Source organism: Halalkalibacter hemicellulosilyticusJCM 9152 (genome assembly GCF_000513115.1).
GTDB lineage: Bacteria > Bacillota > Bacilli > Bacillales > Bacillaceae_D > Halalkalibacter > Halalkalibacter hemicellulosilyticus.
In genome coordinates this window covers 15990-40667 of the sequence record NZ_BAUU01000027.1, presented here as the reverse complement: position 1 = coordinate 40667, position 24678 = coordinate 15990, and the positions used below count along the sequence as shown (strand labels likewise).

The 24678-nt window shown below is 34.5% G+C and carries 25 protein-coding genes and 2 pseudogenes; 5 read left to right on the top strand and 22 right to left on the bottom strand.

The annotated features are described in order from the left end of the window. Positions 1 to 58: 58 nt before the first annotated feature. Positions 59 to 1210, bottom strand: a complete 1152-nt coding sequence (locus JCM9152_RS16065) for a YncE family protein (RefSeq protein WP_003322315.1) — start codon at positions 1208 to 1210, stop codon at positions 59 to 61. A 338-nt stretch (positions 1211 to 1548) separates the two neighbouring features. Here JCM9152_RS16065 and JCM9152_RS16060 point away from each other — a divergent pair, with 338 nt between their 5' ends. Next, positions 1549 to 1731 (top strand): hypothetical protein, encoded by a 183-nt coding sequence (locus JCM9152_RS16060; RefSeq protein ID WP_003322316.1) that lies wholly within the window; start codon positions 1549 to 1551, stop codon positions 1729 to 1731. Positions 1732 to 2018: 287 nt separating this feature from the next. Further along, positions 2019 to 2273, top strand: a complete 255-nt coding sequence (locus JCM9152_RS16055; protein ID WP_034750434.1) for a hypothetical protein — start codon at positions 2019 to 2021, stop codon at positions 2271 to 2273. 430 nt (positions 2274 to 2703) lie between these two features. Here JCM9152_RS16055 and JCM9152_RS16050 read toward each other — a convergent pair whose 3' ends face one another. From JCM9152_RS16050 to JCM9152_RS16000, 12 genes and pseudogenes are all read right to left on the bottom strand, one after another. Continuing rightward, positions 2704 to 3342, bottom strand: a complete 639-nt coding sequence (locus tag JCM9152_RS16050; RefSeq protein ID WP_003322320.1) for a TVP38/TMEM64 family protein — start codon at positions 3340 to 3342, stop codon at positions 2704 to 2706. Between the two features lie 70 nt (positions 3343 to 3412). Beyond that, positions 3413 to 4753 carry a D-alanyl-D-alanine carboxypeptidase family protein gene (locus JCM9152_RS16045; protein ID WP_003322321.1) on the bottom strand — a complete coding sequence of 447 codons (1341 nt, stop codon included), beginning with the start codon at positions 4751 to 4753 and terminating at the stop codon, positions 3413 to 3415. 297 nt (positions 4754 to 5050) lie between these two features. Continuing rightward, positions 5051 to 5758 carry a DUF8832 domain-containing protein gene (locus tag JCM9152_RS16040; RefSeq protein WP_003322322.1) on the bottom strand — a complete coding sequence of 236 codons (708 nt, stop codon included), beginning with the start codon at positions 5756 to 5758 and terminating at the stop codon, positions 5051 to 5053. Positions 5759 to 5848: 90 nt separating this feature from the next. Continuing rightward, a complete protein-coding gene (locus JCM9152_RS16035) occupies positions 5849 to 6844 on the bottom strand; it encodes an MFS transporter (RefSeq protein WP_268870598.1) in 996 nt (331 codons plus the stop codon). Beyond that, positions 6841 to 7095: an MFS transporter gene (locus tag JCM9152_RS23775; protein ID WP_268870596.1), complete on the bottom strand. Its 255-nt coding sequence runs from the start codon at positions 7093 to 7095 to the stop codon at positions 6841 to 6843. The genes JCM9152_RS16035 and JCM9152_RS23775 overlap by 4 nt, the downstream gene beginning before the upstream one ends. Before the next feature lie 66 nt (positions 7096 to 7161). Then, on the bottom strand, positions 7162 to 7509 hold the full coding sequence (locus JCM9152_RS16030) for a four-helix bundle copper-binding protein (protein WP_003322324.1): 348 nt from the start codon (positions 7507 to 7509) through the stop codon (positions 7162 to 7164). Between the two features lie 213 nt (positions 7510 to 7722). Continuing rightward, positions 7723 to 8556 (bottom strand): M15 family metallopeptidase, encoded by an 834-nt coding sequence (locus JCM9152_RS16025; RefSeq protein WP_003322325.1) that lies wholly within the window; start codon positions 8554 to 8556, stop codon positions 7723 to 7725. Positions 8557 to 8645: 89 nt separating this feature from the next. Beyond that, positions 8646 to 9202: pseudogene (locus JCM9152_RS16020) on the bottom strand (TVP38/TMEM64 family protein). 319 nt (positions 9203 to 9521) lie between these two features. Then, positions 9522 to 9761, bottom strand: a complete 240-nt coding sequence (locus tag JCM9152_RS16015) for a hypothetical protein (protein ID WP_003322328.1) — start codon at positions 9759 to 9761, stop codon at positions 9522 to 9524. 3 nt (positions 9762 to 9764) lie between these two features. Continuing rightward, entirely contained in the window at positions 9765 to 10019 is a 255-nt protein-coding gene (locus JCM9152_RS16010; RefSeq protein ID WP_003322329.1) for a hypothetical protein, read from the bottom strand. Positions 10020 to 10232: 213 nt separating this feature from the next. Beyond that, positions 10233 to 11618 carry a sensor histidine kinase gene (locus tag JCM9152_RS16005; protein ID WP_003322331.1) on the bottom strand — a complete coding sequence of 462 codons (1386 nt, stop codon included), beginning with the start codon at positions 11616 to 11618 and terminating at the stop codon, positions 10233 to 10235. Next, complete coding sequence (locus JCM9152_RS16000; protein ID WP_034633248.1) at positions 11615 to 12313, bottom strand: response regulator transcription factor; 699 nt, start codon at positions 12311 to 12313, stop codon at positions 11615 to 11617. Before JCM9152_RS16000 ends, JCM9152_RS16005 begins: the two co-directional genes overlap by 4 nt. A 291-nt stretch (positions 12314 to 12604) precedes the next feature. Between JCM9152_RS16000 and spoIIP the strand changes: the two genes are divergently transcribed. Continuing rightward, positions 12605 to 13768: a stage II sporulation protein P gene (spoIIP, locus tag JCM9152_RS15995; protein ID WP_034633249.1), complete on the top strand. Its 1164-nt coding sequence runs from the start codon at positions 12605 to 12607 to the stop codon at positions 13766 to 13768. 213 nt (positions 13769 to 13981) lie between these two features. Here spoIIP and JCM9152_RS15990 read toward each other — a convergent pair whose 3' ends face one another. Both JCM9152_RS15990 and JCM9152_RS15985 read right to left on the bottom strand, forming a co-directional pair. Beyond that, on the bottom strand, positions 13982 to 14482 hold the full coding sequence (locus JCM9152_RS15990; RefSeq protein ID WP_034750428.1) for a helix-turn-helix domain-containing protein: 501 nt from the start codon (positions 14480 to 14482) through the stop codon (positions 13982 to 13984). 103 nt (positions 14483 to 14585) lie between these two features. Then, a complete protein-coding gene (locus JCM9152_RS15985) occupies positions 14586 to 15356 on the bottom strand; it encodes a YwmB family TATA-box binding protein (protein WP_034633254.1) in 771 nt (256 codons plus the stop codon). A gap of 102 nt (positions 15357 to 15458) precedes the next feature. Here JCM9152_RS15985 and JCM9152_RS15980 point away from each other — a divergent pair, with 102 nt between their 5' ends. Then, positions 15459 to 16295, top strand: a complete 837-nt coding sequence (locus JCM9152_RS15980; RefSeq protein ID WP_034633256.1) for a cupredoxin domain-containing protein — start codon at positions 15459 to 15461, stop codon at positions 16293 to 16295. Between the two features lie 95 nt (positions 16296 to 16390). Here the strand turns inward: JCM9152_RS15980 and JCM9152_RS15975 are convergent, their stop codons facing one another. The 5 genes and pseudogenes from JCM9152_RS15975 to spoIVB all read right to left on the bottom strand — a co-directional run bounded on the left by JCM9152_RS15975 (position 16391) and on the right by spoIVB (position 22025). After that, positions 16391 to 16807, bottom strand: a complete 417-nt coding sequence (locus JCM9152_RS15975) for a rhodanese-like domain-containing protein (RefSeq protein WP_003322347.1) — start codon at positions 16805 to 16807, stop codon at positions 16391 to 16393. A gap of 198 nt (positions 16808 to 17005) precedes the next feature. Then, the gene (gene asnB / locus JCM9152_RS15970) at positions 17006 to 18922 is read right to left on the bottom strand and encodes an asparagine synthase (glutamine-hydrolyzing) (protein ID WP_034750906.1); all 1917 of its coding nucleotides are present in this window, start codon (positions 18920 to 18922) and stop codon (positions 17006 to 17008) included. Between the two features lie 242 nt (positions 18923 to 19164). Then, positions 19165 to 19776, bottom strand: coding sequence for a DUF1405 domain-containing protein (locus tag JCM9152_RS15965; RefSeq protein ID WP_034633084.1), 612 nt, complete (start codon positions 19774 to 19776; stop codon positions 19165 to 19167). 183 nt (positions 19777 to 19959) lie between these two features. Next, positions 19960 to 20610: a ferric reductase-like transmembrane domain-containing protein gene (locus JCM9152_RS15960; protein WP_034633085.1), complete on the bottom strand. Its 651-nt coding sequence runs from the start codon at positions 20608 to 20610 to the stop codon at positions 19960 to 19962. Positions 20611 to 20740: 130 nt separating this feature from the next. Beyond that, positions 20741 to 22025, bottom strand: a pseudogene (spoIVB, locus tag JCM9152_RS15955) (SpoIVB peptidase). Positions 22026 to 22340: 315 nt separating this feature from the next. Between spoIVB and JCM9152_RS15950 the strand changes: the two are divergent. Beyond that, positions 22341 to 23351, top strand: coding sequence for a C39 family peptidase (locus JCM9152_RS15950; RefSeq protein WP_034633087.1), 1011 nt, complete (start codon positions 22341 to 22343; stop codon positions 23349 to 23351). Between the two features lie 85 nt (positions 23352 to 23436). Here JCM9152_RS15950 and lgt read toward each other — a convergent pair whose 3' ends face one another. Both lgt and JCM9152_RS15940 read right to left on the bottom strand, forming a co-directional pair. Next, positions 23437 to 24297 (bottom strand): prolipoprotein diacylglyceryl transferase, encoded by an 861-nt coding sequence (gene lgt / locus JCM9152_RS15945; RefSeq protein ID WP_034633097.1) that lies wholly within the window; start codon positions 24295 to 24297, stop codon positions 23437 to 23439. Positions 24298 to 24430: 133 nt separating this feature from the next. Beyond that, positions 24431 to 24646 carry a DUF2187 family protein gene (locus JCM9152_RS15940; protein WP_034633098.1) on the bottom strand — a complete coding sequence of 72 codons (216 nt, stop codon included), beginning with the start codon at positions 24644 to 24646 and terminating at the stop codon, positions 24431 to 24433. Between the last annotated feature and the right edge of the window lie 32 nt (positions 24647 to 24678).

Genomic DNA, 24678 nt, shown 5'->3' with positions numbered 1-24678 from the left:
AATGTTGGTTATACCCCAGCCTTAAAAAGTTTACCTACAACTTCTTAAGGCTTTTCCTCTAGTTTATAGAAATACCATTAGGGTATTCCCCTACATCTAATCGTTTTACTTCTTCTAACGTTTTTAAATCAACAACGGAAACCGTGTCTTCAAACATATTTGTAACAAAGGCATATTGACTATCCTTAGAAATTACAATACCATGTGCCCCTTTTCCTAACGGAACCTCCTTTTCAACTTCTAATGTATCAAGTCCTATAATAGAGATCGTGTCTGATGGGTTCTCTTCACTTCCTTGATTTGCAACAACGACATATTGATTGTCGTAACTAGCAAACATTTGTACCGGACCTACTCCGACATCAATGTGTTTGATTACTTCTTGCGTTGACGTATTAATAACAGCTAGTTGGTTATCAACATGCAATCCAACAAAGGCATACTTTCCGTCATGGGAAAATCCAGTTTGAACAGCACCCTCTCCTACATGAACTCGATTAACTTCTTCATTCAATTGTAAGTCAATAATGCTAACATCAGCACTTTGCATATTCGCTATATAAGCATTTTGTTGATCGGGCGATATCCTTACTCCATGTGGATATTCTCCCACTTCTACATTAACAACTTCATCTGTCTTTCTATTAATAACCGTGACAGAATTATCACCAGAATTTGTTACGACAACGATCTCACCATTCTCTGTAGTCGTTACATGAGCTGGGTGACTCCCTACCTGATGTTCTTCCACTTTTTCTAACGTGTTTATATCATATGCTACAATCATTTCTTGTTTTACCTTATCTTGTTCTTCGTTACCATCATCTTCATGGTTATGACTATGTTCCTCATCTTCATTATCCTCATGTGGCGGATTAATAGTTACCCAAATTAACTGAGACTCGACATTGACTTCTAGATTATGTGCTTCCCCATCAAGGTAAACAAGCTCTTGCCTTCCTTCTGGATAGTAAATGACAGACATAGTCCCATCCTTTTCATTTCCGACTACAACAATGTACTCTTCTTCGAAATCCGCTTCCCCCACGTCCACTTGTTTTTTTTCTGTCTCTTCCATACCATCATTCAACTTGTTTTCTGCATTAGCATTTTCTTCTTTATTTACCACGCTTTCAGCGTTCTGTCCACAAGCAGCAAGCAAAAGTGAAATTGTCAAAATCATGAGTATAAAGCAAATTTTTCTATTCATCTATTTCCCTCCTAGTTCTTTATAAATGTAAGTATAAAAGGAGGATTATTCGACAAATGTGATTCCAATCACAAAAGCAAATATTAAATGATTTTTGTTCAATAGATTGCCTTGCTTTCTTCATAGTTTCTATATAAATATCTGTAATGAAAAGTTGTTATCTGGTGACCCCTTTTTAAATTATAGAAATCAAAACACTTTACCTAATTTCCTAATTACCTGTGTATGATACTGCTTTTTCAAGATAATATTCATAATTTCAATTCATCATAACTTTTAAAATCATCTATAACAATCTCTGAGTTAAATAGTTCAATTTACATTGGGGGGGAAGAACGGTGAAAAAAAGTGTAATGTTGTCTATTGGTGGTTTAGCTCTCTTTGGGTTCATAACAGCTTGTTCAGATAGGGACGATGAAATATCAACAAATGAAGGGGAATACATAGGATCGAGACTGAAGAAAACGAGCTTGCAGTCGAAAATGAGGACGATCACGAGCATCTGCAACAAAAAACACTGATGCCCTTCCCAATGAAGAATCAGAAATTGATCATCACGACGATCTTCCTTATGAATGGCCTGCGCTTTATAATTTTGATCCTGGTACTTATTCCTTAGAACTTAATCAAAATGATTCGAGGATGAGACTATGAGGAAAAATAAAAATATTAAAGACCTAGAACATCATGCTGCTCACCTTATCAAATCAACTGCCGATCCGCAAAATCCAACTGAATATAAAGGACTGGGACACAGTCCTAATTTTCCCCGTTCCCTATAGGATTCCAAAGGTTGAGGTGTGTAGCCATGGACAGATTGTTTATTATAAGTTTGTTGTTATTAACAATTATACTCATTACGAATCCTTCCACCACTCATGCACATAGGTTAGTAATAGAACCTTTAGAACCAGGAGAAATTCGGGTTGTATATGATGATAGTCGTTTTTCAACACGAACAACTGTGACCGTTTATGTTGTAAATGGTATCGTGTTACAAACTGGAGGACTTGATGATCAGGCTATTTTCATTAAGACGAGAATCACGCTCATTTTTTTGTAGCTGATGATAGGATTGGTCACCGTACAGAGTGGACTGCGGGAGAAGAAGTTGTTTTATCTCGGATCCTCATCGCTGGCTTATAGCAGGAATTGTTCTCTTTCTTTTAATAAGCATTGCTGTCTTTTTCTCTTATCGAGTTAGAAAATGAAATTAACTAAACAAAAGTGAACTGAGCAATAGACAACCTGTAATAGTAAAATATTTGCACAACAGGAAGAAGTCCTCTTACCCTCTATTGCTTTAATAGCCCTGGCCTTCATGTTATTTATCAGGAACCCTACTTAAAATCATAAAAGATCCTCTTCAGGTTATATGCACAAATCCATTGACGATTTGTGCATTCATTTAGTTAGATTGTTATAATGGGTAGCCTCTTCAAAAGTAAGCTAAATTCACAAAATCGTTTTTTAAACACTATTCTACCTAGTAACTAAACATTTAACCAAGAGACTTTTCTTTTTATTTTTAACGCTGTAATACCTACAACAATAAGGAATAAGAATAGATATACAATATATTGTTCCTCAAATGAAATCAGTCCAATAGATAAAATAGATAGTACAAATACAAAGATAGCGTGACCAAACATAGTACTAAGTACGTAATCTTTGGTTTTTATATTACTCATTCCACATGAAATATTTATAATACTAGACGGAATTACAGGTGTAATGCGACTCACTAAAATAACTAGGAACCCATTCTCTTCAATCGTTTTCTTTATTTTCAAATGATTGTGTTTAAAGATCTTCCCTTGTGAAAAATACCTCGCTATATAAAATACAATCACAGACCCGATAATATTTCCGGCTAAACTCCAAAGATACCCATAAAAGAAACCAAATAACCAAATATTGAACATGGTGAGAACTAAAAATGGTAGAAATGAGAATAGATTTTGCATTATCATAAGTCCCATGGTTATTAATAAGACAATTATTAATTCATTGCCGATTAGTCTTTTTAATTCTATCCATTCACCAGCTTTCAGATATAAAAACCAATCATTTTGGCTGAAAATTAAAATTTTGAAGATAAGTAGTGTTACTAAAAATAATAATACTTTCATTCTATTTCACTCTCCTTCTAGGAAAGAAATAGAGAGGTATCATCTAGACTTAGATGTACCTCTCAGATGATTAGAACCAACCTTTAATTGCGTTATAAAGAGTTACCCATAGTTCTGAGAAAAATCCACCTACTGAACGAAGAACCAAGCTAAAGAAACCTGCCTCTTCAATCGCTTCATTTGTTATTACATCTACTTGGGCAATATAATTACTATCTATAAATTCATAATCATTTTCTCCTACATACTCTAACGATATCGTTCCTATTTTCTCTCCTTTTTCTACAGGAGCAATTAGCTCGCCATTCTCGTTTAAACGTTCTTGGTCAAAAGTAACTACAGGAATATAATTGTCTCTTTCTCCTACACGCACGAAACTTATTAGACTTTCGTCAGTAATAACAGCAACTTCATGTTCTTTCCCTTTCGAAACTCCAACGGTTTCCTGTCCCTCAGGTCTATATCCTTTAGGGATAAGTTCTTCTATTGAAAATTGTGAAAAACCATAGTCTAATAGTTTTTTAGTCTCGCTAAAACGTTCTTCAAGTGAGCTTGTCTTTGTTACAACTGTAATTAATCGAACGTTATCTCTTTCAGCAGTTCCAGTAAAGCTATATCCAGCTTGAGCAGTATATCCCGTTTTCAAACCATCTACGTCCGGGTATCCATAAACTAAACCAGGGAGCATCCAATTCCAATTATCCATTTGGATAAAGTCCTCTGTTCCTTCTTTAAAGATTTTTCTTTCAATACTAGCTGTCTCTAGAACTTCTGGATAATCTTTTAGTAAATGAAAAGCTAACTTCGCAGTTGCCCTAACCGTTAATTCGTTCTCATCCTTTTCTGTCGTTCCTTCTGGGTGCTTTCCTAAAAGATATTGGTTCGGTAGACCTGTAGAGTTAACAAATTTATAATCAACTCCATACTCCCCTAATTCCAATTGCATTGCTTTATCATTCATCATGTTAACGAATGATTCTTCTGATCCAGCAATTAGCTCTGCTAATGCCATCGTAGCACCATTAGCTGAATATATAGCTACTGACTCATAAAGTTCTTTAACTGTATATGTTTCATCTTGCCGTAAATAAACGTTGGAAAGATTATTATTATGTGATATTTCACGAACGAGGTCACTTATAGGAACGACCTGTTCCCAAGATATTGCCCCATTATTAATAGCCTCGAGAACTAAATATTCACTCATCATTTTTGACATGCTAGCAACTTTTAATAATTCATCTATATTTTTTTGTAATAAGATCTTTCCAGAGGTAGCATCTACAAGGATAGCTGAGTTTGTATTTATATTTGGATTCGCACTAACTGACACGGGAGAAGTTATTAATACATTTGTTATCACCAATACTAAAACTGCCATTGTAAAACTTTTTTTGAATCTAATTCTCACTTTTTCTGCCTCCAGTTCCAATTCTTCATTTAATATTCATTATTTATAATTAGCGACCTTACTACTATATTAGCGTACCTCTTAATTGTGTTTTTTTTGTGGACTTCTATCAATTATATTTTTTAAAACGTCAGCTCATCCATTTCTATGCTTAGAAAGTCATTCTGGTAGTTTTTTCAATCGTATAGTATTCGTTTTATATTTACACTAGCCTTTGTAGAATTATAAGCAAAAAGAAAAAGACAAGAATTTTTGAGATTCAAGTCTCTGATTGGCGTGATAAAATATTTCATGCATTTACTTTTCCTTTACTTCTATCCAAAAAGGAAAAGCAATTATTTGTTCTGCAAATTTAAATTCAACCCATAGTTTGTAAAAACCGCTATCTATAAATTGAGCAACAAATACTGTTTCATGATCTGAATTAGGATGCACATGAATAAATTGCTTTACTTCATCATCAATGATTACTACATGTCCAAGAGCCCCTAGATAAGGTTCAGGTTTCTCACCTTTGAGATCGAAATGAAGTGTAACATCTTCTCCGATTTTCAATGGACCGTGAGTCATTTCAACGATCTTCCCACTAATTTCCTTTATCTTTTCTTTGTTAGGAATAAGATTCATTTCATTATGACAGAAATGAGTATGATTAAGTATATTGCCCTCTATTGCATTCGCTTCAATTAGATAATGTTTCCCTTTCGGATTTATATCAACAAAAGCCTTATAAGATGTAAGATCACGAAGAGGGAGCGTTACTTCATACGTATACAAATCAATTTGCTCAGGATGTAAATGATAAAACTCTTGCAAATCATCACTGACGACGATCAGGTGCATATATTTCTCATGTGTTTGTAATAGCTCTAGTGGGCTCCCTTCTCGATCTTCTAAATGAATATTCAAAATAGAGTCCTGATACGTAATGGTTGTAATGATATCGTTTTCGGCTGCGCCCATGTGCATATGATGTTGCATTTCATGATGTTGATGTTGTTCCATTTGATTCTCCTATCTCTGTGGATGACTTTTTTTCCTAAAAATTACTTCTTGTTCCCAACCACTAAACGGATGAGAGCGGTTTTTCGTAGGTCACGGTTGAACTCTTGGTGCGTGTCTCGGCTTATCATCTTGTGTCGTAGCCTTTTGTAATAATTGTTCAAGTGGCTGCCATTTCTTGAGTAATAGAACAACCAAGAATAACGCTACCCCTGTTGCTCCATACACGACCCACGGTAAATAACTAACTTCTGTTCCGATTTGAAGTAATTGACCACCAATAAAGTTTCCACCAGCTTCACCTAAGCCTGACATCACATTCGCCAATCCAAAGAAGAGACCGATCAATCCGGCTGTCGATAACTGTGAAATTGTACTATCGATAGTTGGTAAGATAAGCATTTCACCTACAACAAAGATGGCACCACTTAAAACAAGGTGAAAAAACGATGTAGCAAAGTAAAGAGAACCGACTCCAAACCCAATAAATAACATCCCGAATGCAAGTGCGGTTAACGGATGTAACCTCTGAATAACTTTTCCTGTCATCACGTTTTGAGCCAAAATGACAATCCCACTATTGATCGTCCAAATCAAAGCCACATTACTTGGATCAGGCAAAACCTCCGTTGCCCGTAGTGGAAGCGTTAAAGCTAACTGAGCATACAAAGCCCAAATCACAACACTTACTACACCAAACATAATAAAAGGTTTGTTCTTAAACACTTCCTTATAAGCACCCGATGGGATAACGGGACAATTTGCATCTCCGCAATTTTTCGGAAGGAAAAACCAACTCTTTAATGCGAGTACCACATAAATAACTCCCGCTATCCAAAAAATCAACTTAGAGGATCCTGTCACAACAAAGAAGATAATAAGGCCAGCAGCTGCTGTTCCGATATTAGCTGCAATCCCACGCATCGAAAAGGCTGTCGTTTGCGTTTCTTCTGATGCCAGTGCCGCAATGGCCGCCTTGGTTGATGGAGCATTCAATCCATTGCCAAGACCTGTAATCAGTGAGGCTACAAGTAACAATCCAAATATATTAAAGAGTCCAAAACCGATTAATCCAACTGCACCAATCATGCTCCTAACCCAATAATGAACCTTCTGCCAATACGATCTGCCAAAAATCCTCCGAGTAAGCTCCCAAATTGAAATGATATGGCATTCATTGCTAAGATCATTCCTATTTGCGCTAGAGATAATGCTGCATCTATTTTTAACATAATCGGTAACATAGGAATCACTAAGTATGTTCCTAAATGGGAAAGCAAGACTCCGAATAATAAAATCAGCATGGTACGATCTAACTTTTTAATGTCTTGTATAATCATTTGACCCCTTCTTTAACAGGTATTGAACAAAAACAGGCAACCTTGGTCACCTGCTTTTGCTCGATTTTAAGCTACCATTTTACGGCACTCTTCTGCACACTTGCGGCAGTAAGTAGCACATTCCTGGCAATGAGCGTCTTGGAACTTCTCACAGTCAGTAGCACAGGCTTCGCAGATCATAGCACACATTTCACAAAATTGTTTTGCAAACATACTTCCACGTGACATCCACTGAGATGCCATTGAACAAATATCTGCGCAGTCTCTTAACATACTGATACAGTGAGTTCTAGCTTGGACATCAGGCTCTTTTAGACATGATGATAAACATTCTTCGCATGCTTGCATACATTTGTTGCAAGCATCAATACACGCCTGATGTTGCTGTATAGTTGAATCAATCAAAGTGGTCATTTTACATCTCCTCCCTTCTTCCTTATTATTTAATAGACCACTCTACAAAAACCTAGTAAATATTACCAAGTTACATAAGGCAGAAGTATTAAAGGAAATTTGTTCGAAATTTAATTATCATCATGATACCAAAACGTAAATAAGCCCCCTGGAGAAGAGAGCTAAGAATAAAGATATTAGTATTTACTTTAATTAAAATCTACTCTTCAAAGCTTACTCAAATCCTAAGTATTCTTCTAACGTTAACCCTTGTTCATGAATTATTTTGGCCGGCTCTTTGCCTACAAACCGAAGATGCCATGGCTCGTATTGATAACCTGTAATTTTTTCTTTATCTTTTGGATAACGTATGATAAAACCAAACTGCGCAGCATTTTCCTTAATCCATTGCCCCTCAGGTGTATCTTCAAATGAGGTGACTAATTGAAAATTCACTTCCGGACTAGTGACATCCATGGCTAGACCAGTTTGGTGCTCACTATGCCCAGCATTCGCACTTACTCGACTTGCCTTTTCTTCACCGGTTCTCTCAACATAATACGCAAAGATACTCTCCTGTCGTTCATAAGAGCGATACCCGGATTGAGCATAAAGATTTAAGTTTTCATCATTGGCTTTTTTAAATAAATCTTCAAGTGCTGCCGCTGCCTCCTGTCGTATTAAGCGTTGAGGCAGATCCTCAATGAACGGAAAGGGGACATTTGGCTCAACTAAATCCGAAGGTACATAGTCTTTTGGTAAGCCCCGCTCTTTATTTATTAATAAAAGAATATCATCTAATTGCTCTTCCGTGTAAGATTCCCATGGTTTATCTTTATCAAAATCTTCTTGGGATTGTTCGCCTTTATCAATACTATTTTTTATTGGAGCACTATCTAAATCATCGTTCTTATTCTTCATTTTTCCGTCGTCTGTTGATAAGTAGTCACTTAATAACATTTCTTTATTTTCTTCTTTTGTAGAATCTGTTAATAGTGAATTTTCTTTATAAATTACAATTAAGATTCCAAATACCACTGCTAGTGCAGCAATGTAAAAATACCTCATTTAATACATGACCTATCCTTTCTGTGTTATTACTGCAATTACAACTTAGCGAGATTTCAGATCTTAAACTTTCTTAATAAGTGGCTTATTCATACAGAAGTGGGTTGCTTCCTTTTTTTCCAAACAACAAAAATTAAATAAAGCGCTGCAATGCTAAGGATCATTTTTCCTTGCCACTCAAATTGAGTAATCTGATAAACCGAATACGCTTCAATCAAAAGCGCAGGTATTTTACCTACTGAGCTTGCAATAGCAAAAGTGATAAATGAGACACTACCAATGGCTCCAGCAAGAGTAACCAGACCTGAAGGAACAAAAGGAAGAAGGCGAAGGGATAAAATTAAATAAAAGGCATCTTTTCCTTTTAAATGTACTAACCGTTTTAATTTCGGGTACTTGTCCAATGGCTTCTGAGAAAATTGTTTTAACCCTTTTCGATACAAATAAAATGCTATGATGCTCCGAGCGCCTCTCCAACAAAAGAAATAATTGTCCCCATCCAGAACCCGAAAAAGATAAGATTCGCTGCAGTCACAAAGAAACTTGGAATAACTCCTAATACTGCAACAATAATACTAATTCCAATACTAATTAAGATTGCAAAGTGTTCATACTCTTGAAAGTAATATATAAGTCTATCTTCCATTTTCCCCTCCTCTATTTATCTTCATAATGATTTAAACCCTCGTAATTTTAATAGATCTCCATAGACCCTTACGTTTTATTTTTCGTGTATTGTTACTCTGATCAAGAACTATTATTCTATCGTTCAATTATGTAGAAAATATGAAGTTTTTTAAATTTTGGTATTATCTATAGTAACTTTGTTTATAGACAACAAAAGACTCCTACAACAAATTGATAGGAGTCAATGCCATTATTCTTTCATGCGTCATTTGTTTTCTTCAATTACCAACATTACATTAATCTTTTACAATGATTACTCTATAACATGAGCATTTTCCTTAAGATGACTTTGACTTTTTTAGTTCCTCTAAAGATGCAGTCAACTTTTTATTTTCTTCCATTAACTTACTCATTTGTTTATGTGCTCGCTGCCAATCTTCAGATGAGTTAATTAAATTCTCATTCTTATTTTTTTGCGTCCCATTAGGGGTACTCTGCTTAGCCATCTTGACGGCTTTCCAACAGAAGAACAGACAAACGATTTTAATCGCAATAAATACTAGTAAAAATGTGTTCAATTGTTACAACTCCTTTCGTAATCCTTCCATTTCTTTCAATAGTTTTTGATTATCCTTTTCTATTTTCTCTATTTGTGAATGCATTTTTTGTAACTCGATCGATTCAGAAACTGATTCTTCGTTGTTTACTGGATTAGCAGTTATGTTTTTTTTAGGCGAACAACAGGTAGAACTTCCACCGTGCTTGCCCATGCCTTTAACACAAGTCAGGATTAAGAGCACAAGAACACCAAGTAAAAGAAATGTAACTAAATCCATTTTTCCAAACCCCTTTCATTAATTCGGTTCCCTACAGAACTTTAAGGATCTTTCATAAAAAATGTAACAAAAGAATTTGATGGAAATATGAAGAAATACAAAAGATTAATACTTTCTTTAGAAAATTTAATTTTTGAGGCTATTTCTATTTATGAAAAAAGGACTTATTCTGCTCGCTGGTTGTTAAGTCCATCCATATTTGATAACAATATATCAAGAATTGTTCAATCTTATGGTGAAGACCGTTCCTACATTAACTGTACTTTTGATTTGTATTGTTCCACCATGCTGTTCAATAATTTGCTTAGTAATGGCTAACCCTAATCCGCTACCACCGTATTTCGTGGAACGCGATTTGTCTACTCGATAAAAACGGTCCCATATATAGGGAAGATCCTTAGCTGGAATTCCTTCGCCATTGTCTTCAATTTCAATTATTATTTCTTTGTATCTCTCCTCTAATCTAACTTGTATTTTCCCATTTAGGTTTGTGTGTCTAATACTATTATTCAAAAGATTAAGTAAGACTCGTTCAAACTGATCTGGGTCAATGTTAGCAAGAAGAGTTGGGTGGGCGTACGAAAAGAGTATGTCTATTTTCTTATCATCAGTAGCTAATGTTACTTTCTTTTTAACTTCTTGAATGAAATCTACAAGATCGATTTCCTGAATATTCAACTGGATTTTACCTTCCTCTAGCTTCATTAATTGAAAAAGGTTCTTTACTAAACTTTCCATTCGCACAGCTTCCTGGTGAATGATTGTTGCCTGATCATGAACAAGGTCTGCTTCCACCTTCTGATCTTTTAACAATGCAGCATAGCCTTTAATATATGTTAGTGGTGTTCTGATGTCATGGGAGACGTTGGTTAGAAATTGTTGTCTTGTATCCCTATATTCTTTAAGTTGTATTGCCATAGTAGAAATATGCCTTAATAAATCGTCTATTTCGTCATTTCCTTTACTAGAAAGTTGGACATCAAAGTTCCCTTTTGCTATTTGCTTTGTCAAATCCCGTGCATTCGTAATTGGAAGAGTAATCTTTTTTGATAAGAAAATTGTAAACATACCCGAAAATAAAAGTGTAATCAATCCCATTGACATTGTAATACCTAAAAGAGTTAATCTAGCTTCTTCAAAGCTACCAGTATCTTGGTCAATAAATAGATACCCTGCCAACTCTCCGTTGATTTTAAACGGTTCGTATGACCAAATATGGGGAATATGTTCGGTCATCGTGTTAACAAATTCTGTTTTTTCATTCGATCGTTTAGAAAGACTAACAATCCAACTTTGATATCGATCAATCATTTCCTTTGAAACTTGTTGGGTACTATTTTGAACATTAAAATTCGCATCAAAAATAATAAATGTATTATCTTGGTTTCTTTTTTCCATAATCATCACATGTTCTAGCGTTTCTGGCACCATATGCAGTTCTACTACTTCGCGGTGTGCGTCAAGTCTATGCTCAATTTCCCCCTGGAGTTGATTTTTGTAAAATGATTTCGAAAGGGTGTAAAAGGAGAAACCCATCATGACTATGATCAATACCACGGACAAAAGAACAAGCAAGCTCACTTTAGTCGACAATTTCATGTACTCAATCCCTCATGCTGAGGAACTTTATAACCAATCCCCCATACTGTCTCCACGACAGTGTTGTCAAGCCCGGCTTTTTTTAATTTGTCACGGATGTTTTTAATATGGGTATCAATATTTCGGAAATCACGATCATCTGCCTCATCCCATACAAGGTAAAAGAGTTGTTCCCTTGTATAAACACGTCCAGGGTTGGATAGAAGGGTACTAAAAAGTTGATACTCTTTTTTCGTCAGTGGAATCCCTTTCTGATTGTAGAAAACCATTTGCTGCGAATGATCTATAGTAATTCCAAACATCCCCTTCCTTTTTTCTACCTGTTGTAAAGGTTCTACACGTCGAAGTACAGAATTAACTCTGGCCACTAGTTCTTTCGGTTCAAACGGCTTCGTAATATAATCAGATGCCCCAAGGTTTAACCCCTCTACCACCTGATCTGTTTCACCAATAGCTGAAATAATAATAGTAGGCACTAATAATTCTTTCTCTGTTAATTCCTTTAATACTTGAAAGCCATTCATTTCTGGCATCATAATATCAAGTAACATTAAATCAAACTGTTGCTCTTTTATTAATTCAAGTGCTTCTTTTCCAGAACCCGCGCTCGTTAACTCAAATTCACTAGAACCAATACATACACAGAGCAATGATTGCATTTGTTTTTCATCATCAACTATAAGTATTTTTTTCATTGATCTCACCTCATGCTTAATCTATTTCTTAAACATACTGCCTCTTCACCTAAATTTTTAATATAAACTTCCTAATGTCATACTAACTTAAAAGTATGTAAAAACAATGAACTTTTAGTCAAAGAAGATTCATTTTCATTCCATTACCACTTTATAATGAACTATTCTCTTGCCTCTTTTTCTATTATTAATAAAAAATCTCACTTAAATTAATAGAGTTTTGTAGAATTTGATTCTTCTAATATTTAACTTATGGTCATATCTATTAACGAGTGAAAGGAGAGGTCGCTTTTGAAATCTAGCAAAACTCATAGTACTGCACCCATACAAAATATGATAATTATGTTGATTTTAAGTATGATTTCCATCTTTATAATTATTGGAGCATTAACGACCTTGCAAACATCGCTAACAAGTGACGCATTAAAACGAACAACTTATGACATCTCCGTTGAATCACTCTTTTATTTTATGAGCATAGAGAATCATTATTTTTCAGAAGTTTTGCCAGCTGAAAGTCAAAATCCTTCAATAGGGAAATTTGCATTTGAATTAATAACTAATATAAATTTTGATGATCCTAGAACTTTTTTAGGAAGAGAACTTCCTGGGTTTTCTTTTTATGATGGAACGATTGTTGTCGCTGGAGAAGGATCTGATTTTACAAATATGCCTACTTCTGAATCAGCGCCCCCTTTGGATGTCATTCTTGCTGAAAGAGAGGCCGCTTCTGAGAATTTGGCAAATATGAACGAAGAAACTTCTGATGAACGTAATGATATGAGCGCCGAATCGCAATCAACACAGAATAAAATCGTTCATATTATCCATTCACATAGTCGGGAATCATTCCTGCCTGAATTAAAAAACGCATCTGAACCGGACGATGCTTGGCATGCAGAGCTAAATGTTACTTTAGTAGGCGAGAGATTAGGAAAAGAATTAGAAAAAAGAGGAATTGGAACAGAAGTCGACAAAACTGATATTAGTGGTATGTTAAGCGAACGTAGCTGGAGCTATCCTCAGTCCTATGAAGCGTCAAGAGACCTTATAAAAACAGCAATGGAAGACAATCAAGACTTGGAATTTTTCTTTGAAATTCATCGTGATGCATTACGCAGGGATATAACAACTGTTACAATAAACGGGATAGAATATGCGCGAACTTATTTTGTTATAGGAAAAAATAACCCTAACTATGAGAAGAATCAAAAACTAGCTGAGGACTTGCACTATTTACTCGAAAAACAATATCCAGGGTTAAGCAGAGGGGTACTTGTAAAGGACGGGACTGGGATTAACGGTAGATATAATCAGGATCTTTCAGAAAACTCCATCCTTATTGAAATGGGCGGTGTAGATAATACATTAGAGGAAAGTTACCGGACAACTGAGGCATTAGCAGAAATTATTAGTGATTATTACTGGAACTCCGCTGAGAAGGTGAATAACTAATTTTACTTAGCATTATTTCTTAGAGTATAGTAATTACTCTAGTTCTACTTGATTTTTGACAAACGTAACCAAATGAAAAAATTACTGAAATGACATGACTATAATCCTGTTATTGAAGGCCCCTATAATTTTGGGACCTTCAATAACAATATTGGTTCCCCCTCAAAAAGTACGTAAAAAACAGAAAGCAGGAGAGAATTTACTTAAGTATAGTTAACATCGTCTTAAATAAAAATGATTAATTTTATGAGCCCCTGTTGAGATTATAATAAATTCATCAAAATTAATTGATCTTTTCTTTAGTAGTGGTATCACTTTTTCCACTATCAAATTAGAAATATTATTTGGTGAAAAAGCAGAAACTCGCTCGTATAGCTCGTTAGGAATGTCTATTATAAGTTGATTGGATTCATTAGATATTTTAATGAGAATTTCCGAGCTAAGATTTTCTGCTTCTGCACTTATTCCATATAATTTTTCACTTTTTTGGTTTAATGTATTTTGATCGATTCTTAGAAACTCGTACGATAAAAGTTCATTTGTTGTTACTGACAAATAGTGACACAGAGTGTTCAAAGTATTAAAATTTATTTTATTTGCATGTTTAGAACAAAGATACAAAATTTCCTCCAGTGGAATTTTTGTATCTTTTGCAATATCTTCAAAAGAAATCTCCTTATCCAGCAACAAGTTTTTTAAGTGGAACACGATCATTTATACTCCCCCTAAATTATTCTATAATGAATTAAGTAATACAACTGAACCTTCGCGCAATCTTACAATCAAACCCTTTAAATAATTTGAAAATTCAAGGAAGCTAATGTTCAACCGTAATAATAGGTGTTCCTATTGTCACATCAACATTATCTGAGTATGGAACACTCCTAACCCCTATTTGTAAATTCATTTTATCATTCTGATTTAAGGGTAGACTTAAATCCCACCTAGGGTTATACGCAGAAACCGATATGAATTGATCCTCTTCAACCCCTTCTTTAACCTCTCCAGAAAAGTCACGTACTAAATCTTGAGCTAAGTCCTGTAAGTTCTTATTATTATCTTCAATACTTCCTTGAATCATATAAAAGATGGAACTGCCTTTAATGTTTGATGATATTTCATTCATAATGTCAGAATTCCACTCATCTCCAACAACCTGATAAGTAATATTCACTTTATACTTATTTCTATCTTCATAAGATGTAATCACGATACGTTCATCTAAGCTTTGGTTATTTTTTGTACCAACTACTTTATTGTGATGGTCATTTTCAATTTTTTCCGTGCTCCATACAAAGTCTGTTTTATTTTTTTGTGTGTCATCAATTAGTTCAATCACTTCAGTTACATTCATTACATATAGTTCCTCCCTTGAATAAGCTGACCAGGAATGTAACGTCATATTATTTTTTGTTATGACTTCATAAATATCTTCAAGTTCGTTTATATTTTCTTTTTTTTCATTAATTGAACTAACCATATAAAAAGAAAAAATAAAGCTAATTATTATAATCACCATAGGAATGTTTCTTTTCAGTTGTCTCACCTCACGTACTTTCACCTTACCTAGTAATTTATTTGTATCCACTTTCTCCCGATGTGTGAACATTTAAAGAAATAGTAACCCTTGTACATATTTAATCTTTTAAACTAATAAACTAAAAGTATGAACATGAAGGGAGAGAATAAATTGCTTCAACCAGTCGTGCTCGGTATTGTTTTTATACTTTTATTAACTTGGTTAATATGTCTTTCCTATCTATTTAAAGAAAAACTAAGCAATATGATTGGGATGGTTGTTTCAATGACTCTTGGAATGATTACCGGATTAAGTATAGGTACGTTCTCTGCAGTTTTATTTCCTGACTTGTTTTTTGAAATTACTGTTCTAAGCATGTTAATTGGCGGGTTCGTTGGTGTAATAGCAGGATTTCCTTACTCCTTGATCGCGATTATTGATGGACTCATTTCTGGAGTAATGGGGGGAATGATGGGAACGATGTTAGGTGTTATGATTTCCTCTGAACATTATAACCAACTTTTAAACATAATGAGTCTTTGGACTGTTGGGATTTTCTTTCTAATTTATTTACTTTTAGTTTATGAAATTAATAAGGAATCAAACAATAATTCATTGATTTCACACCCACTTCCATACTTTACTCTTGTTTGTTTGTTTATTCTCAGCTTTCACTACTTTACTTTTGAATTTAATAACAGCACAAACCATCATGCCGATCATGTAAATAATCAAGAAATAATAATGGATGCGAATGAATATCAGTTTGGTCCAGATCAAGTTCAAGTGTTACCTGGTGAGGAGGTAACACTAACTCTAGTTAATAACGGAATAGAGCAACATGATTTTGAGATTAAAGGATTGGATTTTCATCTTCATGCGATGCCTGGTACTTCTGAAAGTATGTCAGTTGTTTTTCCAAAATCCGGTACGTATGAAGCCATTTGTACCATACCTGGACATGAAGCAGCTGGAATGACAGCTACTATAATCGTTACGGAATTATAAGATAAAGCTTCCCTACTTACTTTTCACTCAAACTAGTAGGGATAAGCATTTTAGTTCTAGACAATTCTTTATTGTTTTAAAAAAGGAAATGAACTTTATTCTGTTGAAAGAGGTCCATCCCATACAGCCATGCCACCTCCGAAGTTAGCTACTTTATCAAATCCTTTTTCAACAAGAAAATCGGCACTTTCAACCCCCATTCTTCCTGTATGACAAATAAGAATAATCCGTTTTTCTTGATTTAATTCATTATAGCGGTCTTGAAACTCTTCATAGGGGATATTGATGGCTCCAGATATATGCCCCTCTTTATAGAGCTCCACTTCTCGTAAATCAACTACTTCTACATATTCGTTACCAACCTCCATCAGTACTTCCTCTTGGTTAATATCATCCCATTTTTGACTTATAGGGTCCTCTTCTAAGGTAGCTGTTTGGAATGGATTAACAACAATTACAATTGAAATGACTATTACAACGATAAAACTTAAAGGTAAAAGATATTTCCTCATCATTTCTCGCTCCTTTTTCCAGTTCTATATTTTTTCTTGCTTATTTAAAAGATTAGAGAAAAGGATATGTATTAAAACTGTAACATGTAAACCCCCTTAAGTAGGAAACAAGCATTGTTAGAAGCGTTCAACATACAGCAAAAATAGCCGAACATGTTGAATAACTTTATTTAACATGTTCAATGAAAAAACTTAAAACTATTTACTATGCTCCATAGTAGTACCAAATTCATAGACCTTTTCAATAAAGACTTGGTGCCAAAGCATGAAAGTCAGTACTGTCCATAATGGACGACTATAATCCCCTTTGCTCTTAAATATTGAACTCTCAGCCAAATTGATTTTACGATGTTGTTCAAGCAAATGAAGAATCTCTTCTTTCTTAAATAAATAATCAGTCTGACTATCCATAATCAAATTTTTAGCCCAATCGTACAATTCATTTTGTAGCCAATGTCGAATTGGAACGGGAAACCCTAGCTTCGCTCGATTGACAATATGCGCTGGTACAATGTGCTTCATTGCACTTCTAAGAGCAATTTTCGTTTGTGATTTATCTACCTTTATAGTGGGATGAAGGTTAGCAGCCACTTTAAAGACTTCTTTATCTAAAAATGGAACACGGAGTTCTAATGAATGCGCCATTGTCATTCGATCAGCCTTCACTAGAATATCACCTCGTAACCATGTCTGAAGATCGATATATTGCATCTTCGTAATATCATCAAGGTGTTGAATTTGTTCATAAAATGGCGTAGTGATCTTTTCATAGTTATAATCTGATTGATACTGGCTCAGTAACTTAAATTTATCGGCTTCTGAAAACATTTTCGCATTCCCAATGTAACGCTTTTCAATTGGTGTAAGCCCACGCTCTATATAATTTCTTCCCTTTACTTTTTGTGGAACTCTGTTAAGAATAAAGTTCATCATTCTTTTACCACTATCAGGAAGAGTCGATAAAGGACGGAGTGACAAAGGCTCCTTATAAATTCGGTAGCCTCCAAACAGTTCATCTGCACCCTCGCCAGATAAGACAACTTTTACATGTTTGGCAGCTTCCCTTGCTAAAAAGTAAAGGGGAATAGCTGCTGGGTCAGCAACGGGATCATCTAAATGCCAAATAATTTTAGGAAGTTCCTCAATAAATTCAGTAACTGAAACTTGATAATAAGAATTTTCAACCTCCAAAGCTTCCACTGTTTGCTTCACAGGATTTAGTTCATGATAACCTTCTTGCTCAAATCCAACAGTAAATGTCTTAATGGCAGGATTAATTTTTTTCGCTAATGTCACTATACAAGTGGAATCAATTCCACCAGATAAGAAAGCTCCTAATGGAACATCACTAATCATATGACAATTTACAGACTCCTCTAACGTTTGTGCTATCTGTTTAGAACTTGTCTCAAGATTGCCTTGACTTGGTTTGAAGATTGGCTCCCAATATTTTGTTTGGATTAAACCCTCCCCTTTCTTTTTGATGAAATAATGGCCAGGCTCCATTTTAAACGTATCAGTTGTCATCGTTAATGGCTCAGGCACATATTGAAAAGTTAAATAATGATGTAATGCTTCCTTATTTAAAGATTTATTGTTTTCAAGTGCTACTAAACTTTTTTTCTCAGACGCGAAATATAGTTCATGCTCACTTTCACCATTCGTATAATACAATGGTTTGATACCAAAGGGGTCTCGTGCCCCGTACATCGTTTGCTCCTGCTTGTCCCAAATCAAAATAGCAAACATTCCTCTTAAGTCAGAAAAAGCTTCTTCTTTTTTATGACTGAAAAGAGCAAGAATTGTCTCTGAATCTGATGAAGTCTGAAACGTGTAACCTATATTCCCCAAGGTTTTACGTAGTTCCTGGTAATTATAAATTTCACCATTAAATACCATCCAGTAACGCTCATTTTCATAGGAGATAGGTTGATTGCCATTTTCCACATCAATGATACTTAGCCTTTTAAATCCAAAAACGATGTGATCATCCTTGAAAAAACCTGTGTCATCTGGTCCACGATGATGAATCAAGTTAAGCATATTATTTATTTCATTTTTTTCTTTATTTCCTATTACTTTTTGTTCATTTACATAGCCAACAAAACCACACATTTTGAAAACACCTCATACTTCTTTTTGTTATAGATCAGATAATAATATTATCCTCAATGTTTGTTTTTTTCATGGAGAATTCATGTGAAAAAAAGGGGGATTAATTTAATGTTCAACACCACAGTACCCACCAATTTTGAATCCCAAAAATTATTATGAAATTAAAGATTAAAGACATGACCTTCATAAAAACACGACCTCTAATTTTGTGGTCATGTTTTTATGGAGTACACCGAATTTACTCAAACAAAATTATCATTCTTGTGTTGTCCAGTTATCCTTGCCACCAACACATAAAAAACGAGAATACTTGTTATACTTAGACTTACAGTAAAGAAATAAATATAAGTTAAATAGGGATGAAGTCCAGAATATAACCAAGGAAAAATCCCCAGAGAATAATCCAATATATCATTTGTTAATGTCCATAGTGCTACAATTAACAAATGTTTTAATTTAAAACGGAAGTATCGACTAAAAAAGAGTGCTTGAACTGCCATTCCAATGTGAGAAACAATTAACATATAACTTGTCCAATGAAGAGTACCTCCAGTAAAACTTGTTGCCACAATCATGACAACTGCCCAAATTCCATATTTAAACAAAGTCACAGCACCAAACGCTTCTATTAGCGGCCACTTTTTCCCTACTAAAAAGGACAGCAACGTAATGGTAAAAAACAAACTAGCAGTTGGACTATCTGGGACAAACGGCCAAAACCAAAGTTTCGTTTCAACTAATTGAGGCATATACCATATATATCCGTAGATCGTTCCCAACAAATTGGTCATAAACAATAACCAAATAGTACGTTTTCTTCCAAGCCAGTTAATAAGCCAGTTTAAGTAAATCAATAAATTTCCTTCTTTCTACATCCTATTTAAAATTAGTCTTACAAGCTTTGTGTTAACGAGTATTGCACTTAATTGTGTAGAAACTATGAAGAGGATTTATGAATTTTTTTTAAGAAAGCTAATTGCTTAATTTCTTATGACAACAAAATAAATGGCTCCTAACCTTCGTAAGGAGCCATTTATTTATATACCTTTACTTTTTTTAACCTCTTTTACGGTAAACCAAAACCCTATTAAAGAGCTTAGCCAGACTAATGTAATAGTGATGATGAAGGGTGCTTGTAGCCAATTAGGTGAATCTGGGTTGTGTATAAAAATAAAATAAGCCGTATGCAAAATTACCATATGGTAAAAGACATGTACAGTTTGTTGAACATGTTTCCAAGCTTTTAATCCCAATATCTTTTTACTTATCGTGTTTGAAGTTAACATTAAGATAAGAACATATACCAACGCTACAATCCCCAATAAATTACCTAAAGCAAATCCAGGATGCAACACCCAATCCCCTGCAAATGGACTAAAAACGAAAAAGAACCGGAATACTTCCCATTGAACCCAGCCATCAAGGAGAATCAATACATGAACAATTGCCGTAACGCCTGTCCATATCCCAAGTTCTCTTCTCCAAACTAGCCATTTTCTAATTGTTTTGAATACTTTAGAAAGGGATCCTAGAAGCAAAATTACACTTAAGAATAGTAATGATACATCTGCAAATGCTCTGTTCCAAGCATGCATTGGATCCCAGAGTTCTCTACTTTGAAAAAATAGATAAGCTAGTATAAGAGAAAATCCCCCTATAACTATTTGTCTATAAGTACTATTTTTCATCGCACACCTCCTCAATCTACTGTAGGAGTATACCCTGCATGTTTGTAGAATGTATGAAGATGATATAGAAGAAAAATTGTTAAAAAGCATAAAAACACTAGTTAGGCACCTAACTAGTATATTCTTAGCTCTATTTAATTTCCGCTTCTTGTAACATCCATTCAATGTGTCCACCATAGCCCGATGTTGGGTCATTAACGAAAACATGCGTAACCGCTCCGATTAATTTGTCCTCTTGAATAATTGGGCTACCGCTCATCCCTTGTACAATCCCTCCTGTTTTTTCCAGTAATTTAGGATCAGTGACTTTAATGATTAATCCTTTTGTTGTGGGAGATTTTCTTGGATTTGATTTAAGAATCTTAATATCAAATTCTTGTACTTTATCTCCCTCTAAAACCGTAAGTATTTTAGCGGGACCTTCTTTAACTTGATCAGCAGACGCTACAGGAATAGGTTGGTCAAAAATAGTACCTTTATTGAATACTTCTCCAAAAAGACCAAAAGGACTATTTATCGTTACAGAACCCCAAAACGCCTGATTAGGTAAAAATTTGGCTATCTTTTCACCAGGTTCACCGCTAACCCCTTTCTCAATTGATGAAACAGATGCCAACACAATGTGTCCATCATAAACAACGGTTGGATGATTAGTTTCAGCTTCTGATATAACGTGACCAAGTGCCCCGTATTTATTCGTATCAGGATGAAAAAATGTTAAAGTACCTATACCTGCCGTTAAATCACGTACATATAGACCGGATTGAAATTTGCCATCCTCTTTATTTCTTAAAGGGGTTAACTCTTTTAATAAAAATTGTTTTTTTCTCCTTATTTACTATTTTTAGTATGTCATTTTTCTCGCCAGCTTCTTGAACAATCTCTTCCACTTGAACCGCCCTACTTATAGGATTACCATTAATTTTCGTTATCAAGTCGCCTACTTCTATTCCTGCCTTTATTGCAGGTGATTCTTCTCCAACTGAAGACTTAACAGAATGATAGCCTGCAACAAGCACGCCTTCTTTATTTAGCTTAACACCAATGGATTGACCTCCGGGCAAAATTTTCAGTTCTGGTAATGTACGAACCTGAACTTGTTTAATTGGAAAATTACCTATTTCAATTGTCAAAGTTGTATCATTGGCTTCTTTGCTTGTTGCAGTGATTGAGGTTGTACCTGTTCTATTATTTGTAGAAGTAGTAATGTTTGTAACAAGTTTTTCATTTTCAGTTTTTGTAGAAAAGTCACCTATACGTGTAGAAGAAACTTCCCAGCTTATTTGCTGCCCTTCATATACAGTAATCTCATTTGGAATACTTATGACATCTTGAACAGGCGTAGAATAGCCCACGAAAAATATGCTTAGTAAGAGAATACAACCTATTAATTTTCTGATCCCCTCACCAATCATAATTTCACCCTCCTTGGTATAAAACTCGCGTTTACTTAATCCCCTAATTTAATGTTTAATTTTTACGGTTAGAAAGCAAAAGTATAGACTATCCTTTCTCCCTAGGCTGAACTATAGGTCCTAGCTTGAATGCCTTTTCAATCATTCTGGTATTTTTACAATTTTTTTATGCTTTAATTTATCATTTATCATAACTTTTTTTCTATCTTCACATTTTTTACAAATCTTTCGCTTATTCTATTACACAAGTTTCACATATTTATCTAGATTATCGAACCACTAACTTAATACTTATTTTTTGAAAGAGGTCGTAGAATGGAAGTTCTATTTTTTATTTTGAGTTATATTGTGTTTCTTGTACTTGCTGTTACAGCCTTATCTAGGTTAATAAAAAAAGGAATCTTAAAACAAGGCTTATTTGTTTTTTCTTTTCTAATCTTGGCCATGTTTACTTTTTTATTGTATTTAAATATACAGGAAGAATGGGTAGATCTCGATTTCACTAGTAAAATAAACAGTTTTAAAGAGGTATACAGTAATTCACAACCCCCTTCACAAATAGTATCTAACGATTCAAATTTACCTTTTATTGTCCATGAAAATGACATAACAAGAGGTTTTGAGAGTTATAAAGAGGCTGTTATTTATGCTCAAGAGATACAAAGCAATGTTTATTTTCTTAATGATAGTCACATCGTTTGGAGATATGACTTTCAACTTCCTCTAAGTATATTATTAGATGCCCCTTTAATTTCTCAGTTACCTGAGCTTCCAAGAGGATGTGAAGTAACAAGTCTTGCCATGTTTCTAAATTATGCAGGAGTAAATGTAAACAAAATGGTACTTGCAGATGAGGTAAAAAAAGATTCAACTCCCTATCAAAAAAAAGGCGATCAAGTCTTTTTTGGTAACCCTTATGATGGTTTTGTAGGTGATATGTATAACATTAACAATCCTGGTTATGGTGTATACCATGGTCCTATTAAAGAATTAGCAGAATTTTACTTGCCTAATAGAGTAATTGATATAACCGGGACTGACTTCCAACATATTCTCTATCACGTAAGCAATGGAAATCCAGTCTGGATCATATCTAATGTTACATTTTCGAAACTTCCTGAAAACTTATTCGAAACTTGGGATACTCCAAGCGGCTCTGTTAAAATAACGTATAAAGAGCATTCTGTCTTAGTTACAGGATTTGATGATGATTATGTTTATTTTAATGACCCCTTGGCAAATGTTAAGAATAGAAAAATCCCCCAAAGGGATTTTGTAGAAGCATGGGAACAAATGGGAAAACAAGCAATTACCTTTGTAAACTAGACAAGAGCAATAGATAAACATCACCATTTATCAATTAAGCTAAAAACAGCTGACCCTTAATAAATGGTCAGCTGTTTTAGAATGTCTATTTTTTCTTTCTCTTCTTTGCTTTATTATTTCTTTGTTGCTTCACGATCTCATCAAGATATCCTTGATTGGCTAAACCTGCTTTTCTCCGATAAATCCAAGTTATTACCGCCCCAATAATCAATATAATAGAAGCTACTTGTGCCGTTCGCAAAGTATCACCAATCATCAGATTATCTAATCTCATTCCTTCTATGACAAAGCGACCAATAGAATACCAAATGAGATAGCTATAAAAAATTTCACCTTGTTTTAGGTTTAACCTACGCAGATATAGCAAAATTACAACACCAATCATATTCCAGATTGACTCATATAGAAACGTTGGTTGATAGTAGGTTCCATTAATGTACATTTGATTAATAATAAAATTAGGTAACAAGAGATTTTCGAGAAACTCTCTTGTTACAGATCCACCATACACTTCCTGATTCATGAAGTTACCCCAACGACCAATTGCCTGAGCAAGTAAGATACTAGGAGCACCGATATCCAACAATTTAAATATTGGTATATTTTGTTTTTTTGCATAAACAATAGCTGTCGCTACACCGCCAATTAATCCACCATGTATAGCTAAGCCACCCTCCCATATATACAACACTCTTATAGGGTCGTCTACGTAATGTTCAAATCGGAAGGCCACATAATACAAGCGGGCACAAATAATGGAGATAGGTAATGCCCATAGTAGTAAATCCGCAAATGTATCTTTCGGTAGCCCTCGTTTAATCGTTTCTCGTGTAGCCATTATATAACCAATGGCTACACCGATCCCAATAAGAGCCCCATACCAATAAATTTTTAAAGGACCGATCTCAAGAAAAACTCTGCTTAACGGTTGAATTGTTTCTTCCATTTCCCTTTCACCTCTTAGCTGTTTACTTGTCTTGCTAAGTTAATATAAAATCTTAACTATAGTTATAAATATATAAGGAAAGTTTGAATTAATTATGAAAATTAAATATAATTCCTGTTAGTTCTTTTATCATTTAAATAGTTTCAAAGGTACGTTGATAGTTTCGATGATTGATACAGGTACGTTCAAAGGGGAATTCATCCTCCCTACCACAAACAGGATACGTAATAAATTCAGCTACCACACTATTGTTGTACACAGCAATTACTGTTAGTTCTATCCCATCGTATAAAATTATTTCATTTACTTCGGCAGCATTTGGGTTTATTTTTTTTGATTTGTTATACATATAAATCCAGCCTTTCTAATTTTTTTAGTTTA

Coding starts and splice junctions, on each gene's coding strand:
- JCM9152_RS16030 (WP_003322324.1), bottom strand. CDS start 7,509: ATGACCACTTTGATTGATTCAACTATACAGCAACATCAGGCGTGTATT.
- JCM9152_RS16035 (WP_268870598.1), bottom strand. CDS start 6,844: ATGATTGGTGCAGTTGGATTAATCGGTTTTGGACTCTTTAATATATTT.
- JCM9152_RS16000 (WP_034633248.1), bottom strand. CDS start 12,313: ATGAAAAAAATACTTATAGTTGATGATGAAAAACAAATGCAATCATTG.
- JCM9152_RS23775 (WP_268870596.1), bottom strand. CDS start 7,095: ATGATTATACAAGACATTAAAAAGTTAGATCGTACCATGCTGATTTTA.
- asnB (WP_034750906.1), bottom strand. CDS start 18,922: ATGTGTGGTTTTGTTGGCTATGTAAATGAACAAAAAGTAATAGGAAAT.
- JCM9152_RS15960 (WP_034633085.1), bottom strand. CDS start 20,610: ATGAAAAATAGTACTTATAGACAAATAGTTATAGGGGGATTTTCTCTT.
- JCM9152_RS16010 (WP_003322329.1), bottom strand. CDS start 10,019: ATGGATTTAGTTACATTTCTTTTACTTGGTGTTCTTGTGCTCTTAATC.
- JCM9152_RS16065 (WP_003322315.1), bottom strand. CDS start 1,210: ATGAATAGAAAAATTTGCTTTATACTCATGATTTTGACAATTTCACTT.
- JCM9152_RS16025 (WP_003322325.1), bottom strand. CDS start 8,556: ATGAGGTATTTTTACATTGCTGCACTAGCAGTGGTATTTGGAATCTTA.
- JCM9152_RS15990 (WP_034750428.1), bottom strand. CDS start 14,482: ATGATCGTGTTCCACTTAAAAAACTTGTTGCTGGATAAGGAGATTTCT.
- JCM9152_RS15975 (WP_003322347.1), bottom strand. CDS start 16,807: ATGAGGAAATATCTTTTACCTTTAAGTTTTATCGTTGTAATAGTCATT.
- JCM9152_RS16050 (WP_003322320.1), bottom strand. CDS start 3,342: ATGAAAGTATTATTATTTTTAGTAACACTACTTATCTTCAAAATTTTA.
- JCM9152_RS15940 (WP_034633098.1), bottom strand. CDS start 24,646: ATGTATAACAAATCAAAAAAAATAAACCCAAATGCTGCCGAAGTAAAT.
- JCM9152_RS16040 (WP_003322322.1), bottom strand. CDS start 5,758: ATGGAACAACATCAACATCATGAAATGCAACATCATATGCACATGGGC.
- JCM9152_RS16055 (WP_034750434.1), top strand. CDS start 2,019: ATGGACAGATTGTTTATTATAAGTTTGTTGTTATTAACAATTATACTC.
- JCM9152_RS16005 (WP_003322331.1), bottom strand. CDS start 11,618: ATGAAATTGTCGACTAAAGTGAGCTTGCTTGTTCTTTTGTCCGTGGTA.
- lgt (WP_034633097.1), bottom strand. CDS start 24,297: ATGGAAGAAACAATTCAACCGTTAAGCAGAGTTTTTCTTGAGATCGGT.
- JCM9152_RS15950 (WP_034633087.1), top strand. CDS start 22,341: ATGGAAGTTCTATTTTTTATTTTGAGTTATATTGTGTTTCTTGTACTT.